This is a genomic window from Brachybacterium sp. p3-SID957 (assembly GCF_025144775.1).
Classification (GTDB): Bacteria; Actinomycetota; Actinomycetes; order Actinomycetales; family Dermabacteraceae; genus Brachybacterium; species Brachybacterium epidermidis.
Map to the genome: position 1 here is coordinate 1 of NZ_JALXKT010000006.1, position 15,705 is coordinate 15,705.

Annotated in this window: 18 protein-coding genes and 1 tRNA gene; 8 read left to right on the plus strand and 11 right to left on the minus strand. The window is 69.6% G+C overall.

Annotated elements, in window-relative coordinates:
• On the minus strand, positions 1-206 hold a 206-nt coding region (locus M3B01_RS02120; RefSeq protein ID WP_259789192.1), incomplete at its 3' end, for a hypothetical protein.
• The gene (locus M3B01_RS02125; protein ID WP_193864743.1) at positions 203-1,006 is read right to left on the minus strand and encodes an SDR family oxidoreductase; all 804 of its coding nucleotides are present in this window, start codon (positions 1,004-1,006) and stop codon (positions 203-205) included. The genes M3B01_RS02125 and M3B01_RS02120, both read right to left, overlap by 4 nt.
• Before the next feature lie 140 nt (positions 1,007-1,146).
• On the opposite strand from M3B01_RS02125, the gene M3B01_RS02130 reads away from it, so the two are divergent.
• The 4 genes from M3B01_RS02130 to M3B01_RS02145 all read left to right on the plus strand — a co-directional run bounded on the left by M3B01_RS02130 (position 1,147) and on the right by M3B01_RS02145 (position 3,556).
• Positions 1,147-1,228: transfer RNA gene (locus M3B01_RS02130), tRNA-Leu, on the plus strand.
• 72 nt (positions 1,229-1,300) lie between these two features.
• Positions 1,301-1,972 (plus strand): histidine phosphatase family protein, encoded by a 672-nt coding sequence (locus tag M3B01_RS02135; protein WP_259789193.1) that lies wholly within the window; start codon positions 1,301-1,303, stop codon positions 1,970-1,972.
• A 46-nt stretch (positions 1,973-2,018) separates the two neighbouring features.
• Positions 2,019-2,555 (plus strand): NUDIX hydrolase family protein, encoded by a 537-nt coding sequence (locus M3B01_RS02140; RefSeq protein WP_259789194.1) that lies wholly within the window; start codon positions 2,019-2,021, stop codon positions 2,553-2,555.
• Between the two features lie 89 nt (positions 2,556-2,644).
• The gene (locus M3B01_RS02145; RefSeq protein WP_259789195.1) at positions 2,645-3,556 is read left to right on the plus strand and encodes a hypothetical protein; all 912 of its coding nucleotides are present in this window, start codon (positions 2,645-2,647) and stop codon (positions 3,554-3,556) included.
• 84 nt (positions 3,557-3,640) lie between these two features.
• Here M3B01_RS02145 and rdgB read toward each other — a convergent pair whose 3' ends face one another.
• The 6 genes from rdgB to clpS all read right to left on the minus strand — a co-directional run bounded on the left by rdgB (position 3,641) and on the right by clpS (position 7,786).
• Entirely contained in the window at positions 3,641-4,285 is a 645-nt protein-coding gene (rdgB, locus tag M3B01_RS02150; RefSeq protein WP_259789196.1) for an RdgB/HAM1 family non-canonical purine NTP pyrophosphatase, read from the minus strand.
• Complete coding sequence (rph, locus tag M3B01_RS02155; protein ID WP_311203188.1) at positions 4,282-5,073, minus strand: ribonuclease PH; 792 nt, start codon at positions 5,071-5,073, stop codon at positions 4,282-4,284. Before rph ends, rdgB begins: the two co-directional genes overlap by 4 nt.
• A 23-nt stretch (positions 5,074-5,096) precedes the next feature.
• Entirely contained in the window at positions 5,097-5,879 is a 783-nt protein-coding gene (locus M3B01_RS02160) for an MBL fold metallo-hydrolase (protein ID WP_259789197.1), read from the minus strand.
• Positions 5,876-6,691, minus strand: a complete 816-nt coding sequence (gene murI / locus M3B01_RS02165; protein ID WP_259789198.1) for a glutamate racemase — start codon at positions 6,689-6,691, stop codon at positions 5,876-5,878. Before murI ends, M3B01_RS02160 begins: the two co-directional genes overlap by 4 nt.
• 138 nt (positions 6,692-6,829) lie before the next feature.
• Positions 6,830-7,462: a DUF2017 domain-containing protein gene (locus tag M3B01_RS02170; RefSeq protein ID WP_259789199.1), complete on the minus strand. Its 633-nt coding sequence runs from the start codon at positions 7,460-7,462 to the stop codon at positions 6,830-6,832.
• Entirely contained in the window at positions 7,463-7,786 is a 324-nt protein-coding gene (clpS, locus tag M3B01_RS02175) for an ATP-dependent Clp protease adapter ClpS (protein ID WP_259789200.1), read from the minus strand.
• A 102-nt stretch (positions 7,787-7,888) separates the two neighbouring features.
• On the opposite strand from clpS, the gene M3B01_RS02180 reads away from it, so the two are divergent.
• Complete coding sequence (locus M3B01_RS02180; protein WP_259789201.1) at positions 7,889-9,268, plus strand: nicotinate phosphoribosyltransferase; 1,380 nt, start codon at positions 7,889-7,891, stop codon at positions 9,266-9,268.
• A gap of 972 nt (positions 9,269-10,240) precedes the next feature.
• On the opposite strand, the gene M3B01_RS02185 is transcribed toward M3B01_RS02180, so the two are convergent.
• Positions 10,241-10,861 carry a helix-turn-helix domain-containing protein gene (locus M3B01_RS02185; RefSeq protein WP_259789202.1) on the minus strand — a complete coding sequence of 207 codons (621 nt, stop codon included), beginning with the start codon at positions 10,859-10,861 and terminating at the stop codon, positions 10,241-10,243.
• Between the two features lie 103 nt (positions 10,862-10,964).
• Complete coding sequence (locus M3B01_RS02190; RefSeq protein WP_259789203.1) at positions 10,965-12,764, minus strand: DEAD/DEAH box helicase; 1,800 nt, start codon at positions 12,762-12,764, stop codon at positions 10,965-10,967.
• 232 nt (positions 12,765-12,996) lie between these two features.
• On the opposite strand from M3B01_RS02190, the gene M3B01_RS02195 reads away from it, so the two are divergent.
• Together M3B01_RS02195 and M3B01_RS02200 are read left to right on the plus strand one after the other, a co-directional pair.
• Entirely contained in the window at positions 12,997-14,172 is a 1,176-nt protein-coding gene (locus M3B01_RS02195; protein WP_259789204.1) for a wnt family protein, read from the plus strand.
• Positions 14,172-14,681: a hypothetical protein gene (locus tag M3B01_RS02200; protein ID WP_259789205.1), complete on the plus strand. Its 510-nt coding sequence runs from the start codon at positions 14,172-14,174 to the stop codon at positions 14,679-14,681. Before M3B01_RS02195 ends, M3B01_RS02200 begins: the two co-directional genes overlap by 1 nt.
• Before the next feature lie 42 nt (positions 14,682-14,723).
• Here the strand turns inward: M3B01_RS02200 and M3B01_RS02205 are convergent, their stop codons facing one another.
• Complete coding sequence (locus M3B01_RS02205) at positions 14,724-15,146, minus strand: DUF3039 domain-containing protein (RefSeq protein WP_396123323.1); 423 nt, start codon at positions 15,144-15,146, stop codon at positions 14,724-14,726.
• 89 nt (positions 15,147-15,235) lie between these two features.
• Between M3B01_RS02205 and M3B01_RS02210 the strand changes: the two genes are divergently transcribed.
• Positions 15,236-15,703, plus strand: a complete 468-nt coding sequence (locus M3B01_RS02210; protein ID WP_259789206.1) for a VanZ family protein — start codon at positions 15,236-15,238, stop codon at positions 15,701-15,703.
• Positions 15,704-15,705: the final 2 nt, after the last annotated feature.

A 15,705-nucleotide genomic window follows, 5' to 3' on the forward strand; every position in this document is an offset into this window, starting at 1 on the left:
AACACGGGGCGTCCCGCGTCCGAGGGTTCTGCCCGTCGGCTCTGCTGCAATGGGGAGGGCTCCTCCTCCGGCGGCTCCTCGAGGGAGCTCTGCTCGGACTCGTCGACCTCGTGATCGGCCTGCCTGGGATCGGGTGTCTCCTGCGAGGCCAGGCCCGGGCCGTCGAGGGGATGGTCCACTCCGGTGCGGTCCGTCGGCTGGGTCATTGCTGCTCCTCCTGCTCATCACTGCTCTGTTCGATCGAGGCGCCGTCGGCTCCGGCGCGGGCCAGGAAGTCGTCGGCGCCGCCCACCAGCTCGATGTGACCGGTGGGCACGTCGGCCGTGGCCATGCGCACGATCTCTGCAGCGAACTCGTCCACGGAGTAGAGGCGACCGGCGGCCTCACGCCGCGCCTCCAGAGCACCGGGGCGTGCCCGGTCCAGCAGGGTGGCGGTGACGGTTCCCTCGATCATGTCGGCGCTGACAACCACGAAGGAGACGCCCTTCTCGGACATCACCGGGATCTGCTCGCTCAGGGCGTCCTCGCCGGCGCGCTTGGAGCGGGCGACCGCCTCGTACTCCGGCATCGTCTCGACGTCCTTGATGAAGTGGGCCTGGTGACTGGTCACGAACACCACGCGGCCACCGGCACCGAGGTGCTCCAGGCCGGCCTCGAGCGCATCCAGCTGGGCGTCGCGGTTCAGGCGGGTGGCGTAGTCCTCCCCGAGGTCCTTCTCCATGCCGCCGGAGGCATTGAGGACCAGCAGGTCCAGTGCGCCGAACTCGTCGACGGCTGTGCGCATCAGAGTGCGCACGTCCTCGGGGCTGGTCAGATCGGCGCCGACGGCCACGGCCCGGCCACCGGCGGCCTCGATCTCGGCGACCACCTTGTTCGCCCGGGGCGCCTTCTGCCGGTAGTTGATCACCACGTTCGCACCCAGCTCGGCCAGCTGCTTCGCGGTGGAGGCTCCCACGCCGCGGGAGGATCCGGTGACGACAGCGGTCTTGCCTGAGAGGACGGCCATGTGAACTCCTGGTCCGATCGGGGGATGTGGTCGATGCAGCGACGGACAGGCGAGCGTCCGGGCTGGGTCCGAGCCTACCGGGAGGGCCCGCCCCAGCGGCAGTGCGGTCCGGGTGCCGTGACCCGCTACCCTGATCAGGCGCGCGAGTGGCGGAATTGGCAGACGCGCTGGATTTAGGTTCCAGTGCCCGAGGGCGTGAGGGTTCGAGTCCCTTCTCGCGCACGATCCCGAGGCGCCGAGCCCCGTTCGGCACCCGGCCCCATGGCACCCAGGCCATATGAGAGGTGAGCACTCGTGACCCTGTTCGGTCTCGTCCGCCACGGGCAGACGGAGTACAACCGCCGGAGCCTGTTCCAGGGCTCCTCGGACATCCCGCTCAACGACGACGGCATCGAGCAGGCCCATCGGGCGCTCGACCACATCCCGGACGTGGACTGGGACGTGGTGATCACCTCCCCCTTGCAGCGGGCCGAGCAGACCGGGCGCATCATCGCGGAGGACCACGGGATCCCCTTCGGCCAGGTTGTTGCTGACCTGCGGGAGATCGACTGGGGCCAGGCCGAGGGGATGGACGTCGACGAGGCGGAGGCTCGTTGGCCGCAGCGCTCCTTCCCCGGGCGTGAGGACCACCAGGAGGTGGCCGACCGCGGCTACGACTCCCTGGAGAAGCTCGAGGAGCAGTACCGGGGCAAGAACGTGCTGGTGGTGGCCCACGGGACGATCATCCGCTTCATCCTCTCGGGCATCGCCGAGCGCGCCCTGGACTCGATCCCCAATGGCACCCTGTCCCTGGTGCGCCTGGAGGGTACCGAGTGGACGGTGGAGATGATCGCCAACGAGCGCGTCCAGAACACCGTGCGCACCGCGTCGCGCGATCAGAACCCGCGCTTCGTCGTCGAGCACCGGAACCTGACCCCGGGGGCCGATCCCGCCGTGGACGCCACCGATCCGAACACTGAGCACTGAGCACTGAGCACTGAGCACTGATCGACCGCTGAGCCGAGGAGGCCCGATGAACAACACCGCCGTGGACACCGAGGGCGCCTGGTTCGAGCCCGAGCGCATCCGGGAGCTGCGACGCCGCCTGCCCATCCCCTACGTGGACATCGTGCCGGTGCGCACCGACACCGACGGCACCATCTCCGAGGTGGGCCTGCTGCTGCGCGCCTCCGGCGCCGGGCGCATCGTGCGGGCGATCGTCTCGGGTCGCGTGCTGGTGCACGAGACGCTGCGCGAGGCCATCGCCCGCAACGTGGAGAAGGACCTGGGGCCGATGGCCCTGCCCCGCATCCCGGTGGCGCCCCAGCCGTTCACGGTGGCCGAGTACTTCCCCACCCCCGGCCAGTCCCTGTTCACAGATGCGCGGCAGCACGCGATCTCCCTGGCCTACATCGTGCCCGTTGACGGCGAGACCGCCCCGCAGGAGGACGCCCTGGACCTGGCTTGGTGCTCGGTCCCCGAGCTGCTGGACTCCGGGATGCTGGACGAGATGGAGGGCGGGCACGACATCATCGTGCGCCGCGCCCTCGCCCACGGCGGGCTGATCTGACAGCCGTCAGTTAGCATGAGACAGCCCGCACGCCCGTGGGCCACGATCCTCTCCCGAAAGGACCACGGCCACATCGTGCCGGATTCACCATGAGCAATCCTCCCCAGCCTCCGCACCCGCAGGACCCCAGTGGCTCGCAGGACCCCCAGGGCCACCCGGGCCAGCAGCACTCCGCGCACCCCGAGGGCGCGCAGCCGCAGTACGCAGCCCCCGGCACCGGTGCCGGTCAGCCGCCGACAGGGGCCGAGGCACCGAAGTCCGGGATGGGCAAGGGGCCGATCCTCGCGGTCGTGGGATGCGTGGCGCTGTTCCTGGTGCTGCTGCTGGCACTCGGCGCGTTCTTCGGCATCCGCGCACTGACCGGAGGCGACGACAGCACCCCCGGGGAGCAGACCACCGCCCCGCAGGAGCAGACCCCCACCGAGGACGCCACCGAACCGGCCGGGGAGACCACCGAGGCCCGGACCACCACCGCAGAGGAGACGCCGTCCGAGGAGGCGACCACCTCCGCCGATCCCAGCGAGACCGAGAGCGAGGCCGTCGCCGGCGGTGAGGCCAATGCCGTGCCCAAGGGCACCGCTGTCACGCTTCCCGACTCGGACTACCAGCCCACCGGCACCGTGGACACCGTGATCGGTGACGTCAACTGGGACGCCACAGCCTGGGTCGCGGAGCAGAACAAGTTCAACGAGGTGCCGCCGGAGGGCCAGAAGTACATCATGGTCCAGGCCGAGCTGACCTACCACGGGCCTGATGAGTGGTCCACCTACGCGTGGCCGCCGGCAGACTTCGTGGACGCCGATGGCAACGCGTACGAGGACGCCGGGGTCGTCACACCGGACACCATCGACAAGCCGACCCTGACCGATGGAGGAACGGTCACCCGCCACTGGGTCTACCTGGTCCCTGCCGACACCCCTGAGGGCGGCCACTTCGTGCTCGCCAACCGCCTCCCCCTGGACGAGGCGCTCGTGGAAGGGCAGTGGGTCGAGGCGACCTGATGCATCGCTGCAGCAGGTGCTGACGCCACGGGCCCCGCAGTTCCGGATTCATCCGGTCTGCGGGGCCCGTGCCATGCAGACGTATCAGCTCTCCAGGAGCCGCGCCACGTGGGGGGCGATGGCCCGGAACGCCTTGCCGCGGTGGGAGATCGCGTCCTTCTGCTCGGGGGTCAGCTCTGCGGCGGAGCGCTGCTCACCGTCGGGCCGGAACAGCGGGTCGTAGCCGAAACCGCCGTCCCCGTGCCGCTTCGTCAGGAGCACACCGGTCATCTCCCCTCGCTCGACGACCTCGGCTGAATCGGGTGCCACCAGGGCCGCCGCGCACACGAACCGTGCAGCGCGGTGCTCGGTGGGCACGTCGGCCAGCTGGGCCAACAGCAGGTCGTTGTTGGCGTCGTCATCGCCGTGGCGGCCGCTCCAGCGGGCCGAGAAGATCCCGGGCGCGCCGCCCAGCACGTCCACGGCCAGCCCCGAGTCATCGGCCACGGCCAGCAGGCCCGTCGCTGCAGCAGCGGAACGGGCCTTCAGCAAGGCGTTGCCCTCGAAGGTGACGGCGTCCTCCACCACGTCCGGGAGCGCGATGCCGGCCGAGGAGATCACGGCCTCCTCGGCGAGTCCCGGGACGGCGGCGGTGAGGATGCGCCGCAGCTCCCGCAGCTTCTTCGCGTTATGAGAGGCCAGGATCACCCGGGCTCCCTCGGGAACGGGTGTCGTGACCGCAGCGTTCATCGGCCGACTGCCGGGCGGCCGGGGGTGGTCTCGAGGGTTGCCCGCTGGATGCCTGCCAGTTCGGCGCATCCGGCGACCGCCAGGTCCAGCAGCGAGTTCAGCTCGGCACGGTCGAAGGGCGCGCCCTCGGCGGTTCCCTGGACCTCCACGAAGTCACCGCTGCCGGTGACCACGACGTTCATGTCGGTGCCGGCGGCGACGTCCTCGCGGTACTCGAGGTCCAGCAGGGGCCTGCCGTCGATGATGCCGACGCTGACAGCGCTGACGGTGTCGGTGAGGACGGTGCGGGAGGAGGGGATCGCGGTGTGCCGCTTGCCCCAGGTGACGGCGTCGGCGAGGGCCACGTAGGCGCCGGTGATGGCGGCGGTGCGGGTGCCGCCATCGGCCTGGAGCACGTCGCAGTCGATCTGGATGGTGTTCTCGCCCAGTGCCTCCAGGTCGATGATCGCGCGCAGGGACCGGCCGATCAGGCGGGAGATCTCATGGGTACGGCCACCGATCTTGCCCTTGACGCTCTCTCGGCTGGAGCGGGTGTTGGTGGCACGGGGCAGCATCGCGTACTCGGCGGTGATCCAGCCGGAGCCGGAGCCCTTCTTCCAGCGCGGCACGCCCTCGGTGAAGGAGGCGGCGCACAGCACCCGGGTGCGGCCGAACTCGATCAGGGCGCTGCCCTCGGCGTGGTCGAGCCAGCCGCGGGTGATGCGCACCTCGCGCAGCTGCTGGGGGGTGCGGCCGTCCACGCGGTCGCCGTTGCTCTGGGGGGTGGTGCTGGTGGTGTCTGCGCTCACGGGCGCGACCTCCTCGGTGGGTGTCAGTGGGACACGTCGAGGATATCCATCGGGGACACGACCTCGATCGGCCCGTCGTACACGGCGCGCGCCTCCTCCAGTGCCTGCCGGGGCTCGGTCCACGCGGGGATGTGGGTCAGGGCCAGCACCTTCACCCCGGCCCTGGCGGCGCACTCCCCCGCCCGGCGGCCGGTCAGGTGGACCCCGGTGAAGCGGTCGTCGCGGCCCTCGAGGTACCCGGCCTCGCACAGGAACAGGTCCGCGCCGGCGGCGAGCTCGTCCAGCGCCCGGCAGGAATCGGTGTCCCCGGAGTACACGAACACCTCGTCACCGCAGGTGACACGGAACCCGTACGCCTCGACCGGGTGCAGCACCAGGCGGGTCTCGAAGCGCAGCGGCCCCACCTCGAACACGTGGCGGTCGCTGATCGCGTGGTACGCGAAGGGGACGGTGTCCACGCCGTCGGGCACATCGCTCTCCCGGCACATCACCGCGGCCAGGCGCTGCGGCAGGGAGGCCGGGGCGTGGATCGGCAGCTGGGGAAGGTCGGTGCGCTCGTGGTACGCCCAGAACACCTCCAGGCCCGTGAGGTCCAGGAAGTGGTCGGGGTGCAGGTGGGAGAAGACCACGGCGTCCAGTTGGGCGGGGTCGATCACCCGCTGCAGGGGGCCGAACGCACCCGAGCCCAGGTCGATCAGCACCCGCCAGGTGCGGCCGGTCTCGTCCTCGTGCTGCAGCAGGTAGGCGGACGCCGCGCTGCGGGGGCCGGCGAAGCTGCCGGAGCAGCCGATCACGTGGATCCTCATCCGGTCACCACCGGCAGGGTCGCGGTCATGGTGACCATGGGGCCAAGGAAGCGGCGGGAGAGGCGTGCGAAGGCGTTGTCGTCGCCGCGGCCGGTGGCGGTCTGGGCGAACACGTGGCGCGGCGGCGTGGGATCGGTGCGCAGCAGGTCGGTGCGGCGCAGCTGACGGTAGATGTCCAGTGCGGTCTCCTCGGCGGACGAGACCAGAGTGACCTCCGGTCCCATCACGTAGCTGATCGGGCCGGCGAGCATCGGGTAGTGGGTGCAGCCCAGCACCAGGGTGTCCACCCCGGCCTCGCGCACGGGTGCCAGGTACTGCTCGGCGACCTCGACGATCTCGTCGCCGGCGATCTCACCCCGCTCGACGAACTCCACGAAGCGGGGGCAGGCTGCGGTGACGATCTCCAGGGCGGGGGCCGCGGCGAAGGCGTCCTCGTAGGCGCGGGAGGTGATGGTGGCCTGGGTGCCGATCACGCCGACCCTGTGGTTGCGGGTGGCGGCAACGGCGCGGCGCACGGCCGGCTGGATCACCTCGACCACGGGCACCTCGTAGCGTTCACGGGCATCGCGCAGCACTGCGGCCGAGGCGGTGTTGCAGGCGATCACCAGCATCTTCACGCCGCGGTCCACCAGGGAGTCCATGATGTCCAGGGCCAGTGCGCGCACCTCGGCGATCGGGCGGGGGCCGTACGGGGTGTGTGCGGTGTCGCCGATGTAGACCAGCTCCTCCTGTGGCAGCTGGTCCAGCACGGCCCGGGCGACGGTGAGGCCCCCGACGCCGGAGTCGAAGATCCCGATCGGCGCGTTGTTCATCCCGGCCAGCGTAGGCTCCGGGGGGCCTGCCTGCAGTGACGGCGCGCTCACTGGGTGCAGGGTCACAGCAGGAGCGGCCGACGGGGCTCAGCGGGGCGGGCGGACGGGATGCGCGGCGGGCCCGTGACCCGGGTGCGGTCAGTCCATGGCGCGCAGCAGGCTCTCCTGAAGCCAGCTGAGCAGCTCGTACACGGCGATCACCACATCGCCTCCCACCTGCCCGGCATCGGCAGGGGTGGCGTCCTCCACCCGCTCCCCGATCTGCTGCAGCATGCGCACGGTGTCGAAGTCGCCGTCCCGCTCCAGCCCCAGGCGGTCCGCCAGCACGATCCGCACGTCGTTGACGGCACGCAGGAACGAGACGGCCTCCTCCTGGTCCAGTGCGACCTCGCTGCGGCCGGCCCCGGAGGCGTCCATCACGGTCATCACGCTGCGCAGATCGGCGATCTTGCCCTCGGCGAGGTCCAGCTGGCCCAGGCGCCGGTACTCGGCCGCCAGGGCCGGGTCGCGGGAGGCGTCGGGGAACAGGCGCTTCACGGCGGTATCCGACGGTTCGCGGGCGTCACGGGAGGCGAACTCGGCCTCCAGGCGCTGCAGCGGGTCCTCGCTGTCGGCGGCCTGCTGGATGGCGCTGGAATCAGCACCGATGCCCAGATCCGCCCGGATCAGATCGGCCGTCTCCTGCGCCACCTGGGCGATGATCGCCTTCTCCTCGGCGTCCAGGCGGCACACCAGGGAGCCGTCGGGTCGACGGCGGAATGCGTGGGCCATTCAGTCCTCCCCCGCCCTCTCCAGGGTGGCGTGCAGGCCGTAGGAGTGCATGGCCTGCACATCGGTCTCGACCCGCTCGCGGGAGCCGCGGGAGACGATCGCGCGGCCCTCCTGGTGCACCTGCATCATCAGCTGCTCGGCAATGGGGCGGGAGTAGCCGAAGTAGCGGCGGAACACGAACACCACATAGCTCATCAGGTTCACCGGGTCGTTCCACACCACGGTGCACCAGGGCCCGGTGGTCTCGGCCAGATCCTGGGGCGACCGGGAGGTGTCGGTGAGGCCGCCGGGTGCGGACGTGGCCCGCGGTGCCTGGACCGGCATCGATCTCCTCCTCGCTGGGGCCGCACAGGATCTCCGAGCGGTCCGCAAGATTCTACGTGCCGGGTGCGACGGAGGAGCCGTGCGACGCACTACGGTGGAGCGGTGACCACCTCTCTGCTCACCGACCTCTACGAGCTGACCATGCTGCGCGCCGCCCGTCAGGCGGGCGTCGCGGATCGCCACTGTGTGTTCGAGGTGTTCACCCGCTCCCTTCCCGAGGGCAGGCGCTACGGGGCGCTGGCCGGCACCGGCCGGGTGCTGGAGGCGATCGCCGAGTTCCGCTTCGACGACGCTGATCTGCGGTACCTGCGCAGTACGGGCACCCTGGACGAGGACACCCTGCAGCATCTGGCGGAGTACCGCTTCACCGGGGACGTGCACGGCTACGCGGAGGGCGAGCTGTACTTCCCGAACTCGCCGGTGCTGCGGGTGGAGGGCACCTTCGGCAACGCGGTGCTGCTGGAGACGGTGATCCTCTCGATCATCAACCATGACAGCGGCGTGGCCTCGGCCGGCTCGCGCATGGTCACCGCGGCGCGCGGCAGACCCTGCATCGAGATGGGAGGCCGGCGGGTCCACGAGGACGCTGCGATCCACGCGGCCCGCGCCGCGTATGTGGTGGGCTTCGACTCCACCTCCAACCTGGCAGCGGGTGCCCACTACCGGATCCCGGTGGCCGGGACCGCCGCCCACGCCTTCACCCTGCTGTTCGATACAGAGGAGGAGGCGTTCCGCGCCCAGCTGGCCGCCCAGGGCACCGACACCGCCCTGCTGGTGGACACCTACGACGTGGAGCAGGCGGTGCGCACCGCCGTGGAGCTGGCCGGTCCGGAGCTGGGCACCGTCCGCCTGGACTCCGGTGACCTCGAGAAGCAGGCCGCCTCCCTGCGTGAGCTGCTGGACTCCCTGGGGGCCACCGGCACCCGCATCACCGCCACCGGTGATCTGGACGAGTACCGGGTGGAGGACCTCAAGGACGACCCTGTGGACGGCTACGGGATCGGCACCAAGCTGGTCACCGGCTCCGGTCACCCCGCCCCCGGTTTCGTGTACAAGCTGGTGGAGCGCGAGGGCGCCGATGGCCTCATGCATCCCGTCGGCAAGATGTCCGAGTCCAAGGCCACCCTGGGTGCCGGCAAGCACGCCTACCGGATGCTGGTGGGCGGGAAGGCCCACGCCGAGCTGGTGCTGCCGGGCGAGGCCGAGGTGGCCGAGTTCGAGCGGGAGCTGCACGCGGAGCTGAACTCCGCTGGCGCCTCCCCCGAGTGGAGCCGCACGGACCTGCGGCCCCTGCAGGTACCTCTCATCCTGGGCGGGGAGCCGGTGGAGCCCCTCTCCCAGCCCGAGCTGGTGCAGCGGGCACGGCAGCGCCACCAGGAGTCCCTGGCCGAACTGCAACTGGACCCGGACGATGGTCCCGACGGCCCCGTCGCGATCCCGACCGTCACCGACGGCATCGAGGCGGCACGAGTGCTGCGCTGAGGCTCGCTCGGACCGGCAACGCAGCCTTGGCGGGGTCGAGGGGTGCATCCAACCCACTCTGTTCTTCGGCCCACAGGTCTGTCATCGAGAATTCCTCCGCGCGAATGGCCCCTGCCCGGCCAGCGCTGAGCGCGGCAACAATGGGCGTTCCGCGTCCGGGGGCGTGAGCCACGTTGCTCAGGAATTATCCCAGGAGGCAGCGCGAGGACGACAGCAACTCGGCAGGGAAGTGCCGTCGGCGGCTAGAGCTGGGGACGACGGCGGCGGGCTGTCGTCGCGGTGGTAGACCCCAGGAATGACGGCGCCACCCAGTCTTGACGAAATGCCTGGATGCACTGGTTGGCTCGGACCCGGTTCTCTGGCGCAGCGAGCGACCAAGCCTCTGCAGTTGTCGACAGACACTTCACCAAGTGATTCAGGTTCGCCCGCATTGACTTGCTCGGCACCGGCCTGAGCCCATCAGGCCCGGCGCAGGCCAGCAGGGTCACCGAGTCCTGCAAGTGACGTACAGGATTTGCACTGGGGACCTGATGAGCGGCGCCCTTCAGGGACAACGCTGAAGGCAGGTCGGGGATACGGATGCGCTCCCCGCTGGGGAGCAGGTGCACGATCGATCGTTTCAAGGCAGATCCAGACCCGGGAACCTTGACGAGATCACGACCAAGGTATCGCGGTGACCACGATTCCCGGTCAGAGACCATGAGGTCGACGGTGTCGCCATCCCGCACGAACCGGTGAAAGGGTGCGGCGGCGTCCACCGGCTCACGCGGGGTGAACCCCAGGTCCGCGAGTGCCAGAGCGTGGGCAACGTACGCCCCGGACTGGAGTTCCACGACGATGTCCGCGTCATCTGTGGGACGCACGTGCGTGACCCCAGCCCTCTGGGCGTGACGGTGCACCATGAGCCCACCCACAAGGAGCCAGCTGTCCAGCTCGAACGACATGGCCACCTCAGTCAGCAAGGCGTGCGGATCAGAGCGCATGGGCAACCGACTCCAGCTCGGAGGTTGCAGCAGCGGACTCCCGCGCATCACCGAGCACATACGTGTCCACCAGCCATCTGGCTCCGCGATTGTCGTGGGGCCGCTCGATGACGACGAGGTCGCCATCGGGATCTGCTGCAACCGGCTGGCTCGCCTCGAACTGGTCGAGGTCGACCACCTCGGCGAACCGCATCCACGACTCACCCGCCACGATCCCCAGGGCGGATAGATCTGCAATGCTGGGGCCGATCAGGTGAGCATCCACCTCGCCGAGGGTTCGATACCTCGACCATGTGCCGATCCACGACGAGGAGGCGATCTGCCGGGCGGTCATTTCGCGCAGTGCCGCCCGCAGTCTTGATCGCTCAGATGATGAGACCGAATCGCCTTGCCCGCCGGACAGCAGATCAATGGCTGCCTCGAGTGTCCTGCTGGACCACTTCCGTCCACGTGATGTCGTCCGGACCCACGCCTGCACGGCTAGGTCGTCCGTCGTGACCTGTCGCCCGAGCACCCGGGCCATACCAAGCCTTCCATCCCCCAGCGCCCGCTGCACCGTTCGCCGGCTCACGCCGGCAATCTGCGCTGCGTCTGCGACGGTCAACTCCATGCAGAAATCGTCGCATGAGCGACGCTTTCCGTCAATCACCGGGCCGCGGCTCACCAGACTGAATACCAGCGCTCGTGATTCCGGGCAGCGTTTGCCGTACCCCTCAGCGCCTTCCCACGAACCAGCCGCGCAGGGTGTCGATCCGCTCCTGCAGCTGATCGGCGCTGGCCTGGGGAACGGCGGGGCCGCCGCAGCGGTTGCGCAGGCTGGTGTGCACCGAGCCGTGCGGGGTGCCGGACTTGCGCGACCACGCCGAGACCAGGGAGCTGAGTTCCTTGCGCAGGTCCATGAGACGGCGGTGGTCCACCACGCCGGGCTGCGGGGCGCGGGAGGTGCCGTTCTGACGACGGGACTGCTGCTGGGCCTGGTGTTGCTGCAGCACGGTGCGCATCTGCTCGGTGTCCAGCAGGCCGGGGATCCCCAGGAACTCCTGTTCGTCCTCGCTGCCCACCACTCCCCCGGCGCCGTACTCGCCGCCGTCGAACAGCACCCGGTCGAAGGACGCCTCGGACTCGAGGGCCTCGAAGCCCATCTCCAGCTGCTCGGAGGCCCGCTCGGAGCGGTTGGCCTCCTCGATGAGGGCCTCGTCCAGCCCCGTGAGCGCATCGCCCGCATCGGGCCTGCGGTCCAGCACATGGTCCCGCTCGGCCTCCATCGCGGCTGCGTGCGCCATCAGGATCGGCACCGAGGGGATGAACACGCTGGCGGTCTCCCCACGGGTGCGGGAGCGCACGAAGCGGCCCACGGCCTGCGCGAAGAACATGGGGGTGGCGGTGGAGGTCGCGTACACGCCGACCGCCAGGCGGGGCACGTCCACGCCCTCGGAGACCATGCGCACCGCCACCATCCAGCGGTCCTCGGAATCGGAGAACGCCTCGATGCGCTTGCCGGCGCCGGCATCGTCGGAGAGCACCACGGTGGGCTGCTCGCCGGTGAGGTCGGCGAGGGTGGCGGCGTAGGCGCGGGCAGACTTCTGGTCGGTGGCGATCACCAGTCCCCCGGCGTCGGGCACGTGGCGGCGCACCTCGGTGAGGCGACGGTCCGCGGCCGAGAGCACGGCCTGGATCCACTCGCCCTTGGGGTCCAGGGCGGTGCGCCAGGCCTGCTGGGTGATGTCCTTGCTCTCCAGGGCGCCGAGCTGAGCGGAGACCTCGTCGCCGGTCTTGGTGCGCCAGTACATCCGTCCGGAGTAGGTCATGAACAGCACCGGGCGCACCACGTGGTCCTGCAGGGCGTCGCGGTAGCCGTAGGTGTAGTCGGCCTTGGAGCGCAGGAAGCCCTCGCCGTCCTCCTCGTAGGTGACGAAGGGGATCTGGGAGTCGTCGGAGCGGAACGGGGTGCCGGTCAGCGCGAGCCGCCGGGTGGCGGGGTCGAAGGCCTCACGCACGCCGTCGCCCCAGGTGAGGGCGTCGCCGGCGTGGTGGATCTCGTCCAGGATCACCAGGGTGCGATCGGCCTCGGTGCGGGCGCGGTGCAGTCCCGGGTTCATTCCCACCTGTGCGTAGGTGATGGCCACGCCCTGGTACTGGGCGCCATGGCGGCCCTGGGCGTTGGTGAAGTTCGGATCCAGGGAGATGCCCACGCGGGCGGCGGAATCGGCCCACTGCGCCTTGAGGTGCTCGGTGGGGGCCACCACGGTCACCCGACGCACCGTGCCGGCCGCGAGCAGCTGGGCCGCGACCTGCAGCGCGAGGGTGGTCTTACCGGCGCCGGGGGTCGCCACGGCCAGGAAGTCCTTCGGCTGGGCCTCGCGGTACTGGTCCAGCGCGGCCTGCTGCCAGGCTCGCAGCTTGGGGGCGGTGCCCCAGGCGGCGCGTTCGGGGTAGGCGGGCGGGAGCGACCGGGCTGCCGCCTCGGAGGGGCGGCGCGGGTCACTGGCGGAGAGATGGTTCGGTGCAGTCACAGCGTGCTCCACCGTACCGCCGCGCACCGACGAACCGGCGTCGTGCCGCGTGTGAGGAAGTTGCCTTCCCAACGCCGCCGGGGACCGAGCCGAGACACCGGAGACAGGTGACGGGTGCAGTACGGCCGCTGGACCAGTTGCTCGTTGTGGATGACCCCAGTCGCGGGCATACCGCCGCCTACACTGGCTCCGAGGCGCCAGTGTGGGGAACCGGCGCAACGAAGGGGGAAAGATGACCGAGTTCTGGGGAATGGACACCGCGCAGGTACTCGAGCACGTCGAGAAGCACCGTTCCGCAGTCGGTTCGTTCCTCGGGCTGGTGAAACGGCTCGATCAAGCGAATCCGGCGGAGGACACCTGGTTCGGGCCCGACGCTGCGGCCTTCAGCACAGCGCTGCACAGCACAGCGCTGGTTCCTCTTGCAAGATGCGCCGACGATCTCGAGGAGTTCGGCGAAGCACTCCGTACCCAGGCTCACGAACAACAGCGTGCCAGCGCAGCAGGGCGTGACCTCACCGTGTCCGACTCGATCCTCGCGGTGGCGAAGCTGGTCGAGGACCTACTTCTGGCAGGTCTCTCTTTCGGCGCCCGCATGCCGACTGCACCGCCTGGTCCGCTGTCGCTGCAGAACACCCTCAGTGAGGCATACACCGACGACGGCCTCGACGTGCCCGAGTCATCTCGGTGGGACCCGTTCGACCCGGGCGAGGTTCCTGAAGGGATGACCGAGACCGAGGCAACAAGGGATCGCATCAAGGCTCTCCGGGTGGCGGAAGGTGACTACGCGCTCTCCCAGGATGATGCCGATGCCATCCTGAAGCACTACCAAGTCGAAGAAGACGAGATGGTCATGTGGGAACTCTCGGGGCCGAATCGTTGGATCTCCGACTTGCTAGGAATGACTCCGGAGCCCGTACCGATGACCAGGACAGAGGCTCAGATGCTCGACGCGCTGGGACCTCTGGAAGCAAAGGCCTTCCACGATGACAAGCTCCGTGCCGAGCAGGAGGCCGATGCTCGATACGTAGTCGATGGGCACAACGGCCTGCATGACCAGGAGGACGCCTTCCGGCACGCGTACCTCAATGCACTGCATGCCCAGAGTCTCGGTGATGAATGGACAACAGACTTCTGGACTGCTCACGAGCGCAAGCCGAACAACCTGTCCGCAGAGGAGGCCATGGACCTCCACAACAATGAAGTAGGTCGACGGATCGCGGCGCAGAACCCGCACGCCTCGAAAGACGAACTGGCTGATCTCGTCGAGCAAGCAGTCGCGGACGGGCAGATGGTTGTCATTGACCCCTCCGGTCGTCTGGTCCCCTCGAACTCCGTCGGACTCGGGGAGACGGGCGCTCCGGAGAGGGAGACTCTGCCCGGCCACGGTCAGGAGAAAGCGAGCAACTGATGTCAGAAGTCATCCTGGTGCCGCGGTCGAAGGGGCTGCTGTCCGAACCGTCGCGACGTACTGCCTTGAAGGCTGCTGCCGCGACTGCCCTCTCCTTTCCGACCCTGACTGCGTGCGGGTTCCTGCACGACCCTGCAGACGACATCGTCCGAGGTCCACACCAGCCTTTCAGCGATGCGCTGCACGCTCTCGCAGAGGGGACATCGACGAGGTTCCAGATCGCGGATGTCGTCGACTGGCAGTGGACCCACGTGCACCTCTTCAACTATTCGAGCACGGGCGATGAGATCAACGAGGCCGCTGGCATGCGGGTTGCGACCCCAGGTCAGACTCTGTACTCCAACGGGATGATGATAATGCTCGTCTTCCACCTCGACGGGGTGACAACCGCTGCTATCAACGACGCTCACCCATGGCTGGACACTGAGCTTCCTCCCGATGAACTGGGAATCCGAACGTACGTCGAACTACACGACGACCGGGGGTTCGCCTTCGTCGATCCGGGCTGAACCCGGACCGCAGAGCGCACTGTCATCCGCCGCCGTAACGACTCAGCGGCGCCCGCCGAAGAAGCCGCGGAACCCTCCGCGACCGGAGCCCTTGCCGCCCTCGCCGCCGCCGTCCTGCGGGCCGCGGATGCCGTCGTAGATCTCCTTGCACGCCGGGCACACCGGGTACTTCTTCGGGTCACGGCCCGGCACCCACACCTTCCCGCACAGAGCGATCACGGGCGAGCCGTCCAGGGCGGCCTGGGTGACCTTGTCCTTGCGCACGTAGTGGGCGAAGCGGTCGTGGTCGCCGTCGTCGGTGGTCTGCTCCTTCTCCTGCACCTGCCTGTCCAGCACCGCGGTGGAGGTGGGCGAGGCGCCCGGGTCCTCCCGGTACGGATCGGTGTGCGAGGGGTCCGAGGTCATGCGAGCCCCGGGTGCGGAACCGACGGTGATGGTACGGGCAGCAGTGGTGCGGATGGTCATGGCGACTCCCTCGGTCGTTGCGCGGATGCCCCGAGCCTAGCGGCCCTGCCTCCCTGAGGCACGGGGGGATCCGTGCCACCATGCCCGCTATGAGCATCGCCTCGGACCTGATCGCCCGCACGCCCACCGAGATCCGCCGCGCCGGGGGCTCGGTGCCGTGGCGGCTGGGCCTGCTGGGCCTCGCTCTGCTGCTCAACATCGGCTTCTACCTGCCGACCGTCCCCTCGAGCATCCCGGGGCTCGCAGTGCCCGGCCTCGACAAGGTGGCCCACGTGCTGGTGTTCTCCCTGACCGTGTGGGCGGCCGGGCGCGTGCTGGCACCGGTGAAGCGGTTCCCGATGGGATGGGTGGTGATCGCAGCCCTGGCGCATGCTGTTCTGTCCGAGCTCGTGCAACTCGTGGCCCTCCCCGAACGTGCGGGGACGGCGGGCGATCTGATCGTCGACGTGGTCGGCATCGCCCTGGGCCTGGGGCTGTGGATCGGCGAACGCCAGCGCCGCCGGCGACTGCTGGAGACGATCGACGAGCTCGAGCCCGCGCCGCTGGCCCAGCGCTGAGC

Bases quoted from the DNA above. Each gene is read 5' to 3' on its own strand.
- M3B01_RS02125 (WP_193864743.1), bottom strand. From the start codon at position 1,006: ATGGCCGTCCTCTCAGGCAAGACCGCTGTCGTCACCGGATCCTCCCGC.
- M3B01_RS02140 (WP_259789194.1), top strand. From the start codon at position 2,019: ATGAACAACACCGCCGTGGACACCGAGGGCGCCTGGTTCGAGCCCGAG.
- M3B01_RS02145 (WP_259789195.1), top strand. From the start codon at position 2,645: ATGAGCAATCCTCCCCAGCCTCCGCACCCGCAGGACCCCAGTGGCTCG.
- rdgB (WP_259789196.1), bottom strand. From the start codon at position 4,285: ATGAACGCTGCGGTCACGACACCCGTTCCCGAGGGAGCCCGGGTGATC.
- M3B01_RS02160 (WP_259789197.1), bottom strand. From the start codon at position 5,879: ATGAGGATCCACGTGATCGGCTGCTCCGGCAGCTTCGCCGGCCCCCGC.
- murI (WP_259789198.1), bottom strand. From the start codon at position 6,691: ATGAACAACGCGCCGATCGGGATCTTCGACTCCGGCGTCGGGGGCCTC.
- M3B01_RS02170 (WP_259789199.1), bottom strand. From the start codon at position 7,462: ATGGCCCACGCATTCCGCCGTCGACCCGACGGCTCCCTGGTGTGCCGC.
- clpS (WP_259789200.1), bottom strand. From the start codon at position 7,786: ATGCCGGTCCAGGCACCGCGGGCCACGTCCGCACCCGGCGGCCTCACC.
- M3B01_RS02185 (WP_259789202.1), bottom strand. From the start codon at position 10,861: ATGGAGTTGACCGTCGCAGACGCAGCGCAGATTGCCGGCGTGAGCCGG.
- M3B01_RS02195 (WP_259789204.1), top strand. From the start codon at position 12,997: ATGACCGAGTTCTGGGGAATGGACACCGCGCAGGTACTCGAGCACGTC.
- M3B01_RS02200 (WP_259789205.1), top strand. From the start codon at position 14,172: ATGTCAGAAGTCATCCTGGTGCCGCGGTCGAAGGGGCTGCTGTCCGAA.
- M3B01_RS02205 (WP_396123323.1), bottom strand. From the start codon at position 15,146: ATGACCATCCGCACCACTGCTGCCCGTACCATCACCGTCGGTTCCGCA.
- M3B01_RS02210 (WP_259789206.1), top strand. From the start codon at position 15,236: ATGAGCATCGCCTCGGACCTGATCGCCCGCACGCCCACCGAGATCCGC.